General features: G+C 63.2%; 8 protein-coding genes. 2 read left to right on the top strand and 6 right to left on the bottom strand.

What is annotated here, in order from left to right; translation table 11 throughout:
* Positions 1-4 precede the first annotated feature (4 nt).
* Together SB659_RS05795 and SB659_RS05790 are read right to left on the bottom strand one after the other, a co-directional pair.
* Positions 5-1,801: an N-acetylglutaminylglutamine amidotransferase gene (locus SB659_RS05795; RefSeq protein WP_284978426.1), complete on the bottom strand. Its 1,797-nt coding sequence runs from the start codon at positions 1,799-1,801 to the stop codon at positions 5-7.
* Positions 1,802-1,819: 18 nt separating this feature from the next.
* Entirely contained in the window at positions 1,820-3,298 is a 1,479-nt protein-coding gene (locus tag SB659_RS05790) for an aminotransferase class I/II-fold pyridoxal phosphate-dependent enzyme (RefSeq protein ID WP_410549763.1), read from the bottom strand.
* Between the two features lie 157 nt (positions 3,299-3,455).
* Here SB659_RS05790 and arfB point away from each other — a divergent pair, with 157 nt between their 5' ends.
* Entirely contained in the window at positions 3,456-3,875 is a 420-nt protein-coding gene (gene arfB / locus SB659_RS05785) for an alternative ribosome rescue aminoacyl-tRNA hydrolase ArfB (protein WP_284978428.1), read from the top strand.
* A 54-nt stretch (positions 3,876-3,929) separates the two neighbouring features.
* Here arfB and SB659_RS05780 read toward each other — a convergent pair whose 3' ends face one another.
* From SB659_RS05780 to SB659_RS05770, 3 genes are all read right to left on the bottom strand, one after another.
* Positions 3,930-5,093 (bottom strand): ABC transporter ATP-binding protein, encoded by a 1,164-nt coding sequence (locus SB659_RS05780; RefSeq protein WP_284978429.1) that lies wholly within the window; start codon positions 5,091-5,093, stop codon positions 3,930-3,932.
* Positions 5,090-6,589: an ABC transporter permease gene (locus SB659_RS05775; RefSeq protein WP_410549865.1), complete on the bottom strand. Its 1,500-nt coding sequence runs from the start codon at positions 6,587-6,589 to the stop codon at positions 5,090-5,092. Before SB659_RS05775 ends, SB659_RS05780 begins: the two co-directional genes overlap by 4 nt.
* 100 nt (positions 6,590-6,689) lie before the next feature.
* On the bottom strand, positions 6,690-7,736 hold the full coding sequence (locus SB659_RS05770) for an iron ABC transporter substrate-binding protein (protein WP_410549762.1): 1,047 nt from the start codon (positions 7,734-7,736) through the stop codon (positions 6,690-6,692).
* A gap of 216 nt (positions 7,737-7,952) precedes the next feature.
* Between SB659_RS05770 and uvrA the strand changes: the two genes are divergently transcribed.
* Positions 7,953-10,529, top strand: coding sequence for an excinuclease ABC subunit UvrA (gene uvrA / locus SB659_RS05765; RefSeq protein ID WP_410549864.1), 2,577 nt, complete (start codon positions 7,953-7,955; stop codon positions 10,527-10,529).
* Here uvrA and SB659_RS05760 read toward each other — a convergent pair.
* The gene (locus SB659_RS05760; protein ID WP_284978524.1) at positions 10,526-12,274 is read right to left on the bottom strand and encodes a pyruvate dehydrogenase; all 1,749 of its coding nucleotides are present in this window, start codon (positions 12,272-12,274) and stop codon (positions 10,526-10,528) included. The two genes, uvrA and SB659_RS05760, sit on opposite strands and share 4 nt — an antisense overlap.
* Between the last annotated feature and the right edge of the window lie 51 nt (positions 12,275-12,325).

Here is a 12,325-nt window from a genome sequence, read left to right as displayed (position 1 = left end):
CCGGTTAACCTACCCCGTGTCGCTGCAACCACATCTCCAGAACTGCCAATTGCCACAGCACGTTGCTGTTTCCGCGGGTCCGACGCCGATTTGGCTCTGCCAGAAGGCCCTGGATGTAGTCGGGCCGGAATAGTCTCCGCTGCTTGGCCTCGGGTGCATGGAGGGCGTCCTCCACCATGGAAAGGAACGGTTCTTCAAGGTGCTGGAGCGCGGGGACGGGGAAGTATCCCTTGGGTCGGTCCACCACTTCGTTAGGAAGTAGCTTCCGGCCCAGGTCCTTCAGGATGGCCTTCCCACCTTGGGCCGCCTTGAGATGGGGCGGGCAGGCCGCTGCCAGTTGCACCAGGTCTTGGTCCAAGAAAGGAACCCGGGCTTCCAGCCCCCATGCCATGGACATGTTGTCCAGTCGCTTGACCGGGTCATCCACCATCAGGAGGTGGGTGTCCAGGCGCAGGATTGCATCCAGGGCCGTGTCCGCTCCGGGTTCGGCCATGTTGGAGGCCAACACGTCCTCGCTGACATCCCGCTCGCAGTACCACTCCGGTTCCAGGCAATCCACGATCTGGGCGTGGCTACGGTCCACGAAGGCCGATCTAAAGGACGCCAAGGCGTGGTCCCGGCCAACGTCGGCAGCGGGCTGATGATAGGCGTATCCGGCAAAGACTTCATCCGCTCCTTGGCCGCATTGCACTACTTTCACGTGGTCAGCGACTGCCCTTGAAAGCAGATGGAAAGCCGTCACATCATGGCTCGCCATGGGTTCGGACATCGCGGCTACGGCTGCATCCACTGCCGGAGCGAAGTCCGCGGTGCTGATGTGGAGTTGCTCGTGGCGGGTCCCAAACGTCCGTGCAACCACATCCGAGTACTGAAACTCGTCCCCTTCGGCCCCGCCGACGTCGTCGAAACCGATGCTGAAGGTGGACAAGCCGTGTTGACCTTCCTCGGCCAATAGCGCCACCAACAGGCTGGAGTCCAACCCGCCCGAAAGGAGGACGCCAACGGGAACGTCGGCCACCGTCCTGCGTTTCACGGCCACGCGCAGGGAGTCGTGAATGGCGTCCTGCCAGTCGGCGTCCGTCCACTTCGCGAACCGGTCCTGCCGGGAATACTCGGGCTGCCAGTACCGGCGGTCCGTTGAGCTTCCGTCCCGCCTGATGACGCGAATGGTTGCCGCCGGCAGTTTTTTCACTCCTCGAAGAATCGTCCTCGGAGCCGGGATGATCGAATGCCAGCTGAGGTAGTGATGCAGCGCCACCTCATCAATACCCGTATCGATGCCACCACCCTGAATCAATGCGGGGAGGCTCGAGGCAAACCGGACACGGTCTGAAGTGCTTGAGTCCGGGGTGCTTGAAACATATAGCGGCTTGATGCCCAGGCGGTCACGCACCAGCACTACCTTGCCTTGCCTGCCGTCCACGACTGCGATGGCAAACATCCCGACGAGGTGATGGACGAAGTCTTCGCCCCATTTTTGGTACGCCCTGAGGATGGCCTCCGTATCGCTGGTGGAGTGGAACGTGTACTCCGCTTCCAGCTGCGTACGGAGCTCTTTGTAGTTGTAAATACAGCCGTTGAACGTTAGGGCGAGGTCATGTTCTTCGTCCAGCATCGGTTGAGCCCCGGCATCTGAAAGATCGATGATGCTCAGGCGACGGTGACCTAACGCCGCCCACCCTCCGTCCCAGGTTCCCGAACCATCCGGCCCTCGGTCCACCATTGCGGCAACCATGGCAGTCACCGCTGAGCTGTCTGCGCTTTTCCCCCTGAACGCAATTTCACCTGCTATTCCACACATTGCGCTTCACCTTGCCGGTTATTCGGGTTTCTTCTCTTCCTTGCGGACCACCCGTACGGTCTCCAAGGATGGATCAGCGGGGTCGGGCAGGACCATGCCCGCCTTGACTCCGCTCCTGAGGTAATCGATTGCGGCTTTATTGATCAGTTCACCTGGTAGCAAAAGGGGAATTCCCGGCGGGTACGGAGTTGCCATTTCGGCCGCTATCCGTCCGGGGGCTTCATCCGCGGGCACCACTTCCACGGGTCCGAAAAAGGCGTCCCGGGGCAATATAACTGTTTCCAGGTATAGTTCGCTTTCGTCTGGGATCAGGACCTTGGGACGTCGCGGAAGTGAAGGCGCGGCCTCGATGAGCTTTCCCAGCCCCTCCATCAACCAGCCTGCCGTCTCGGCGTCGTCGGACACTGAGATCACTGCCTCGATGCGTCGGTGATCGGTGGTAGCCATGTCCAGTAGGCAGTTCTCCCGCAACCATTCGGTGGCCTGGAAGCCGGAGATCCCTAACTCGGATACGTCGATCATGATGTGCAGGATGTCAAGGTCATGGGATGCCTCTTTCCGCACCAATTCATCTTCGAGCACGTGCAGGCCAGGCAGGGCTTCGATGTCACGCCGCAGGCGTTTGGCCAGGGTGAGCGCGTCCTGGATCATGGCCCTCCCGGACTGGACCATCTGGCGCCTCCAGCCGTCGATGGCCGCGTACAGCATCACGTTGGCGCTGGTGGTTGTGAGAACGTCCGCGCACTGTTGCAGCCGAACGGGATCCACCAGGTCACCCTGAAGATGGAAGACTGAACCCTGCTCGAAGCCCAAACCCATCTTGTGGACGCTGACAACGCAGATGTCCGCTCCCGCTGACATGGCCCACGTGGGGGTGTCCTCGTTGAAGGGGAGGTGGGCACCCCACGCCTCATCCACGATCAAGGGTTTGCCACGGTCATGGCAGATCCGGACGATGGCCTCAAGGTCCGCGCACGTCCCGTACGGTGTTGGACTCACGATCAGCGCCGCGGACGCATCCGGATAGCGGTTCCACATCTCCTCAACCGTCCGGGGCGACGGCGGATGGGCCAGTTTCAGGTCGTTGTCCCACTGGGGCTTGAGCCACCGCGGCTGGAGGCCGGACAAGACCAGGCCCGAAGTGACCGACTTGTGCGCGTCCCGGCCAATCAACAGCTCGCCGTCATCGCGCGTCACGGCGAGGATGGCCGCCTTGACGGCTAACGAACTTCCACACGTGGAAAAGAAGGCCTGCCGCGCTCCCACGGCGTCCGCCATGAGCGCTTCTGCGTCCGATAAATGGCCGTTTGAATTGGAACGGTCATCAAGCCCGGAACTCGCTACTACGTCTGAGCGGAAGCTTTGCTCGCCCAGCACTTCCAAGACCCGGGGGTCCACGCCGCGTCCTTGCCGATGGGCCGGCGGCGTATATCCGTACCGACCCAACTTCTGGTGCTCCGCCAGCGCGTCAAGCACCGGCGTTCTGTCCTGGTCCATGCATCCTCCTGCCGCCCCCCACATAGTAAGCATGCTTATTATGTGGGGGCAAGGCTCAGCTGCAGGAAATGCTGCGTCCGCCAAACGCTGGCTGCACGGACGGCAACGACGTACGCGCAGCACCGCAGTCCTGGCCAGACTGTGCAACGCTGGTCAGATGGACCTGGAGATTTCCCCGACGCTGACAATTCCGGCGTCGGAGCTCATGTGGCGCTTTTCGCGATCCTCCGGCCCTGGAGGGCAGCACGTCAACACGTCGGACAGCCGCGTGGAGCTCCTCTGGAACGTCGCGGATTCGGCAGCGTTGACGGACTACCAACGGCAAGTCCTGCTCCAGCGCCTCCGCTCACGGCTTATCGGCGGCACGATTGCCGTCACATCATCAGAGCAACGATCGCAGTTACGCAATCGTGAGAGCGCCCTGGATAAGCTGGCCCAACTCATTGCTGCAGGACTTGCACCTGAGTCAGTGCGGCGCGCCTCCAAACCCACTCGCGGCTCGGCGCGCCGACACCGTGCAGCCAAGGAGCAACGCTCCGCCACGAAACAGCAACGACGACGCCCTGCCGCCGAGTGACGTGGTCACGATAAAAGACTCGCCGCCGCGGAAAATCGCCGGATTGGGCGGAAACTAGTCTCCGTGCGGGAAGGCAACGCCCTCGCCCACCACGCGAAGGCACAGTTCGGTGCCGGGACGGGTGATGGAAGCATTCCAATGCCGGATAGTGATGATCTCCCCGCCGCCTGGGTACCGGTGGCTGGAGCCAGGTTCCGCTGTGGCTGCGGCGTTCTCGCCAAGTTTGATCCGGACCGTTGTTTCGGGGCCGAAATAGTCTGTATCCACTACCACGCCCCTGATGGGTCCATCGGGTGCGATGCGGATCTGTTCCGGGCGGAGCATGAGCTGGACTTTCCCTTGGGCCGGGGGCCTGCGAACGGGAATGCCGCCCAACGAGCACGTGGCCAGTGAGCCTTCCATCCAGGCTTCCAAAATCACGGCATCGCCGAGGAATTCGGCGGTGGCCCGGTCTGCCGGGCGCGTGTAGACCACGAAAGGGTTGCCGATCTGGGCGAGCTTACCGCCTCGCATGATCGCAACCTGATCGGCAAACGACAAGGCTTCCGCCTGGTCATGGGTCACCAAGATGGTGGTCACGCCTGCCGCGTTCAACACCTTGGCCACAGCCCTGCGCGTAGCCACCCGTAGGCCGGCATCGAGGGCGGAAAACGGCTCGTCCAGGAGCATCAGTTCAGGTTCGCGGGCCAGCGCCCGCGCCAGTGCCACGCGTTGCTGTTGCCCGCCGGATAGTTGATGAGGGCGCCGCTTGGCCATGGCACCGTCCAAGGACACCATCTCGAGCAACTCCTCGACGCGGGCAGCGACAGCCCGCCGTCCGCCGTCGAGCTTGGCCGGGCTCAAGCCGAAAGCCACGTTCTGCCCCACAGTGAGATGCGGGAAAAGTGCTCCGTCCTGGGCGACGTAACCCACGTGCCTCTTATGGGCAGGAACCCAGATACCGTCTCCCGCAACAGGCGAGCCGCCGAGGCTGATGGAACCCGTCCCGGGGTGTTCAAAACCGGCTATGAGCCTCAACAAGGTGGTCTTCCCAGAGCCGGAAGGACCCACTATTGCTGTGGTTCCTCCCCTAGCCACGGACAGGTTAACACCCTTCAACACGGCTTGGGACCCGAAGTCCTTGGTGACCTCGGAGATGTCCAAGTGAGCGTTGGTAGTGGGGGCCACCGACGGCGAAACACGGGGGGTCGGAAGCCGGGAGGGGGTTTGTTCGGTCACTGTCCGGCCACTTTCTTGGACTGTTGGAAGAGCAGGTAGGTCATGGGGGCTGAAAGGAGGATCATCAGCAGGGCGTAAGGGGCAGCACCTGTGTAGTCGATCTCGCTGCTTTTGCTCCAGAACTGGGTGGCAAGCGTGCGCGTACCGTTTGGCGAAAGGAGCAAGGTGGCGGTCAGTTCGTTGACGATGGCGAGGAACACCAGTGCCGCGCCCCCTGCTGCCGCCGGTGCCGTGAGTCGTAACGTGACCCGGAAAAACGAGACGAGCGGGGGCCGGCCAAGGGATTGCGCGGCCTCATCAAGCTCCTTGGGCGCCTGGGCCAGTCCGGAACGGATATTCACCAGGGCCCGCGGCAAGAACAGCAGCACGTAAGCGGCGATCAAAACACCTGCGGTCTGGTACAAACCGGGAACCACCCGGATACTGACGGTGACAAATGCCAGCCCGACGACGATGCCCGGCAGTGAGCTGGTCACATAGTTTGATAGCTCGAGCATCTTGCTGAACCAGCTCGGGTGCCGCACCGCCAAATAGGCCATGGGGAATGCCACCACAGTTGTGACGGCAGCGCCGAAGGCGCCATACAGCAGGGTCTGCAGCAAGGCCGGAAGGAATTCTTCTGCCTCCCACACACCCGGTCCGCCCATGATGACCCAGCGCACAACGAAGAAGACCGGGAGGCCGAACGCCAGCGACGTCAGGGCCAGCAATCCAAGCTGCGCCGGGATCTGATAGCCCCTCAGGGGCAAACGCAATGCCTTTGCTTGGGCACCGGAGCCGATACGCGCGTACCGGGCATTGCCGCGGCTCTTCACCTCGCCAAGGAGCAACAACAAACAAAGCAGTACAAGCACGCTGGCCAACATGTTGCCGGCGGCACCGTTGAACGTGGACTGGAACTGAACCATGATCGCCGTCGTGAAGGTATCAAAGCGGATCATGGCGAACGCGCCGTACTCCGCCAGGAGGTGCAGGCCTACCAGCAGGGCTCCCCCGGACATGGCGATGCGCAGCTGTGGGAGGACCACCTTGAAGAAGACCGCCCAAGGACCCAAGCCCAAGGACGCCGCTGATTGTTCGATGGCCGGATCGAGGCGGCCTAGTGTGGCCGCGGCGGGAATATAGACCAGCGGGAAGTACGAAAGCGTGGCGATGAGCACGCCGGACCACAGGCCTTCCAAGGAAGGAACGGCGGAGACCCATGCGTAGCTGTTAACGAACGCCGGTATTGCCAGCGGAGCGGCCAGCGCCACCGCCCACCATCGATGACCCTTCAAATGTGTCCGCTCCACCAACCACGCGCCGCCCACACCAAGCACCAGGCAAAGCGGCACGGTCACAATAGTAAGCAGCACCGTATTGGCCAAGAGTTCGCCCACCCGCGGCCGGACAATGAGTCCGACGGCGGTGTCCCAACCCGTGGCGACGGTCATGTAGACCACATAGCCAAGGGGAAGGAGGGAGAAGAGGGCAATCAGGACTGCCAGCAGGGAGATGGTGGAAACACCGATCGGCAGGCGAGGGCGGCTGCCCTTGCCTGCCGTGGTGCTTGCCGGGCCCGTAGGGCCGACAACGACGTGCTTGGTGGTCACTGAACTACAGCAGTCCTGCCTTGGTCATAAGGTCCGTGACCTTGGTGGAATCCAGTTTCGCAGGATCAACGACGGGTGCCTGAAGGTCCTTGATGGGAACCAGTTTGGCGTTGGAATCAACCTGGGAAGCAATTGCATACTCGAAGGAGGTTCCCGTCCTGAGGATGTCCTGGCCCTTCTTGCCGGTGATGAATTTCAGGAAAGCCTGTGCTGCGGCGGCGTTCTTGGCGGACTTCAGCACCCCACCACCGGACAGCGACAGGAAGGCTCCCGGGTCCTGCTTCTTGAAGAAGTAGGGCGTGACCTTGTTGGAGTTCTCGCCGGTCTGGGCCTGGTCGCCGTAGTAGTAATAGTGGTAGATCAGGGCGGAGTCCACCTCACCGGCATTTACGGCCTTCATGGCCGTGCTGTTGCCCTTGTAGATTTTGGCGTTGTCCTTCATTCCCTTGAGCCAAGCCTGCGTGGCGTCCTCGCCCTTAAGCTGGAGCAAAGCGGCGACGATTGCCTGGAAGTCAGCTCCCGAGGGGGATGCGGCCCAACGACCCTTCCACTCCGGGTTGGCAAGGTCCAGCATGGACTTGGGCAACTTGTCGGCACTGATCTTGTTCTTGTCGTACACCAAAACCGTGGATCGGGCTGCGATGCCCGTCCATTTGCCGGTGGACGGCCGGAACTCAGCAGGAACCTGGTCCAAGGTGCTCTTGTCGACGTCTGCGAAGAGGCCCGCATTTTCCACCTGCGCCATTGCAGGGGAGTTTTCCGTCAGGAAGACATCGGCCGGGGAAGCTGCGCCTTCCTGGACAATCTGGTTGGACATCTCGGTGTCGGAGCCCTGGCGGACGGTGACCTTGACGCCGGTCTCTTTGGTGAACTCGTCAACCCATTCTTTGGCCAGCGTGTCGTGCTGGGCGTTGTACACAGTGATCGCACCGGAGACGGAGCCTGCCGAGCCTGAGGCAGCGGGCGTGGAGGCCGAGCCACAGGCAGCGAGGCCAAGCGCGGTGGTGGCGACGACGGCGATGCCTGCCAACGCGTTTTTGCGGATCTTCATTCGGGGCTACTTTCTGCGAGCACGTCCAGGGCAAGGGAAAACCCTTCCATCGAAGCGTAGGTTAGCCAACCCTAAGAAGCCAACTCGAAGGCCCGTCATGTGACGGCTCTCACGAAGGTGTTGGCTAGCGTGCGGCCTGCGTCCATGAACGAAGCGTCAGTGGGAGCGTCCCCAGCCCGGACTGCCGATAGAGTCGTTCAAATGGACAGTGAACTGATGGTTTCCGGACAGCCCGCTCCGCTCCACCCCACGCCGTTCCACCCCGCGGGACATGCCAACCCTGCAGAAGACGGCTACGTCAGAGTCCGGGGTGCCCGCGAAAACAACCTGCGCAATGTTGACGTGGCCGTGCCCCGGAATGCCATCGTCGCGTTCACAGGCGTTTCCGGGTCGGGAAAGTCGTCGTTGGCCTTTGGCACCATCTTCGCGGAGGCTCAGCGCCGCTACCTGGAATCAGTGGCGCCCTACGCCCGACGACTCATCCAACAGGGCCACAACCCCAAGGTGGAGCAGATCACCGGCCTGCCTCCCGCCGTCGCGCTTCAACAGCGCCGCAGCACAGCGACGTCCCGCTCCAGCGTCGGGACTCTAACAACGCTCTCCAACTCTCTCCGGATGCTTTACTCCCGTGCGGGCAGCTACCCGCCAGGCGTAAGCCAGTTGGACTCCGATGCGTTTTCGCCCAACACTGCCGCAGGCGCCTGTCCCGAATGCCACGGCCTGGGCACAGCCCACACAGTCAGCGAAAACTCCCTCGTCCCGGACCCGAGCCTCAGCATCCGGGACGGTGCCATTGCCGCCTGGCCGGGAGCCTGGCAAGGCAAGAACCTCCGCGACATCCTCACCCACCTTGGATACGACGTCGACACCCCGTGGCGGAAACTCCCCAAGAAGGACCGGGACTGGATCCTCTTCACCGAAGAACAGCCCGTGGTGGAAGTCACGCCACAGCGGGATCGGGTCGCCAAACCCTACAAGGGCCGCTTCTGGAGCGCCAGAAGCTATGTGCTCCATACTTTGGCCGATTCGAAGAGCCCGGGCATGCGTGAAAGGGTGATGCGTTTCATGGAGTCCGGCCCCTGCCCCCGATGCGGTGGCAGTGGCCTCCGGCCTGACGCACTCGCGGTGACCTTCGCGGGCAAGACCATCGCAGAGCTCAATGCACTGCCCATGACCGAGCTGGCCGACGCCATCCGCCCCACCACTGAACTCACGGTCACCAACACAGCTTCGCGGACCCAGACGTCCGGGGAGGACAATGAGGTAGCCGTCGCGATCACCCGCGACCTGCTGGGCCGGCTCACGGTTTTGATGGACCTTGGGCTCGGCTACCTTGCGCTCGGACGGCCGACCCCCACCCTCTCCCCCGGCGAAATGCAGCGCCTGCGGATCGCCACCCAACTGCGCTCAGGGCTTTTCGGCGTGATTTATGTCCTCGACGAACCCTCCGCAGGCCTTCACCCCGCCGACGCCGAGCCACTCTTGGACGTTCTGGCGCAACTTAAGGCCTCAGGCAACTCCGTGTTCGTTGTGGAGCACAACATGGACTTTGTCCGGGCAGCGGACTGGATTGTCGACGTCGGGCCCCGCGCCGGAGAGGCGGGCGGCCACGTCCTTTACAGCGGCCCCGTTCAGGGCCTCAACGACGTACCGGAGTCGATCACGCGGCCGTTCCTCTTCCACGACGGCGGCCCTGTCACCGCTGCAAGGGCGGACGGGTCGGCTGCTCCGCGGGAAGCGCAAGAGTGGTTGAAGCTCCGTGGGATCACCCGGCACAACCTCCGCGGCCTCGAGGCTGAGTTCCCGTTGGGCGTGCTCAGCGCCGTCACGGGGGTTTCCGGCTCAGGAAAGTCGACCTTGGTAAGCCAGGTGCTGGCCGAGGTGGTGGGCGCCGCGCTACACCCGGCCGGGCAAGATGAATCGGGACAGGATGCGGCGGGCCAGGATGGATTGAAACCCACGGCCGGGAGCCTGGCGTCCGGCCTGCGCGGGCTGGACAGGTTGGTCACGGTGGACCAAAAGCCCATCGGCCGCACGCCGCGATCAAACCTGGCCACCTACACCGGGCTTTTCGACGGGGTCCGGAAAGAGTTCGCGGCCACAGACGGGGCACGTTCCCGCGGCTTTGGTGCCGGCCGGTTCTCCTTCAACGTGGCCGGAGGGCGCTGCGAGACCTGCCTTGGTGAAGGCTTCGTTGCGGTGGAACTGCTGTTCCTGCCCGGGAGCTATGGCCCTTGCCCCGAATGCCACGGGTCCCGGTTCAATCCCGAAACCCTGGAAGTCACCTACAGGGGCCGCACCATCGCCGACGTTCTGGGCATGACGGTGGACGTGGCCTCGGACTTCCTTACTGACCTGCCCGCAGTGTCCCGCAGCCTGCAGACACTCCGGGACGTGGGGCTCGGCTACCTCCGGCTCGGGCAGCCGGCGACTGAACTCTCAGGCGGTGAAGCGCAGCGCATCAAGCTCGCCACCGAGTTGCAGCGCCTCCAACGGGGCCACACACTCTACCTCTTGGACGAGCCGACCACGGGCCTGCACCCCGCTGATGTCCAGCTCCTGATGTCCCAACTGCACAAGCTCGTGGATGCAGGTAACACCGTAGTGGTGGTGGAGCACGAAATGGACGTCGTATCGTCGGCCGACTGGGTCATCGACCTCGGGCCAGGCGGAGGCGACGCCGGTGGCACGATTGTCGCCGCCGGGCCGCCAGCCGTCGTCGCCCGTTCCACCACCAGCCGCACGGCACCGTACCTCGCTGCCGCGTTGGCCGTGGAGGAACGCAAACGCTAGCGCCGGGGAATGTTCCGCAAGTTGCTGCGCGCCATGCTGACCGCTTCACCGGCGCCGCGGTTCAGCACCACCTTGGACATGGCCGTGGCGAACCCGATCACTTGGGAACCCGAGATTTTGGGCGGAATGGACAACGCATTCGGATCAGTAATGAGCTCCACCAATGACGGGCCGGGGTAGGCGAACGCCTCGCGGTAAGCTGCCTCGATCTTGGCTGGATCGGTGACCCGCACGGCGTGGAAGCCCAGTGCTTTGGCAACAGCGGCGTAGTTTGCATCCGGAACGTCCACGCCGAAGTCCGGAAGTCCGTCCACCAGCATCTCGAGCTTAACCATGCCCAAAGTGGAGTTGTTGAACACCACGACGTTGACGGGGAGTTTGTGAGCCGCAACAGTCACCAGCTCGCCAAGCAGCATCGAAAGGCCGCCGTCGCCGGAGACAGAGACCACCTGCCGGTCCGGATAGGCCACCTGCGCGCCGATCGCATGGGGCAGTGCGTTGGCCATGGAGCCGTGCAGGAACGAACCAATCAGGCGGCGCGTGCCCAGCGGGTTGATGTAACGGGCAGTCCAGACGTTGCACATGCCGGTGTCAGCCGTGAAGATGGCATCCTCGGAGGCCACCTGGTCCAGCAGCGACGCCGCGTACTCGGGATGGATGGGCTGCTTCTTTTCCACCTTCCGTGTGTAGGCGCCTACAGCTTTGTTCATGAGGCGATCGTGCTTTTTGAGCATCTGGTCCAGGAATCGGCTGCTCTTTTTCGGCGTCACCAGCGGCAGTAACGCCCGCAGGGTGGGCAGGACATCGCCGTGGACTGCAATGTCGACGTCGGTCCGCCGTCCGAGTCGCTGCGGCGCCCGATCAACCTGCGCAGTGCGCGTATCCGGCAGGAACTGGTCGTAGGGAAAGTCGGTCCCCAGGAGAATGAGCAGGTCGGCATCGTCGATGCCCTCCGCGGCCGCGCCGTAGCCGAGCAAACCCGTCATGCCGATGTCGAACGGATTGTCGTACTGGACAAAGTCCTTTCCGCGCAGGGAATGACCTATGGGTGCCTTGGCCAGCTCGGCAAGGGCAATGAGCTCGTCATGGGCGCCCTCGACGCCGGCCCCGGCGAAAATGGCGACCTTGCCGGCGTCGTTAATGGCATCCGCCAACTCCTGGACGCTAGCCGCGTCCGGCACCAAGCTGGCAGGCCGGAAGGTCGCGGGCAGCGGGGTGGGCGCGGTTGCCTCCAGTCCGGCAATGTCACCGGGAAGGGTCACGACGGCGACTCCCCCCAGGCCGATCGCGTTTTGAATGGCGCTGTGCATGACTCGAGGTGCTTGATCCGTGGTGCTGATCATCTCCGAGTACACGGAACACTCATTGAACAGGCGGTCGGGGTGGGTTTCCTGGAAGAAGCCGCTGCCGATCTGCTTGCTTGGAATGTGCGAGGCGATGGCGAGCACCGGGGCGCCGGTGCGGTTGGCGTCATACAGTCCGTTGATCAAGTGCAGGTTGCCGGGCCCGCACGAACCGGCACAGACAGCCAGCTTGCCGGTCAGCTGCGCTTCCGCGGCCGCTGCGAAGGCCGCCGCTTCCTCGTGCCGGACATGGATCCAGTCGATCCCGCCCTTGGTTGAGCCGCCGGTCTGCCGCACTGCGTTCACGATCGGGTTGAGGCTGTCCCCCACGATCCCGTAAATCCGCTGCACACCGGCAGCCTGAAGTTGTTCGATGAGTTGGGTGGCAAGTTCCTTGGCCATGATGTGCAGGCTCCCGCGATTGTGGTGGTGGGCTGACATGGCCAATATAGT

Source organism: Arthrobacter sp. SIMBA_036 (assembly GCF_046535135.1).
Taxonomy (GTDB): Bacteria; Actinomycetota; Actinomycetes; order Actinomycetales; family Micrococcaceae; genus Arthrobacter.
Note: the sequence above shows the minus strand (reverse complement) of the source record. Positions and strands in the feature narration are given on the sequence as shown.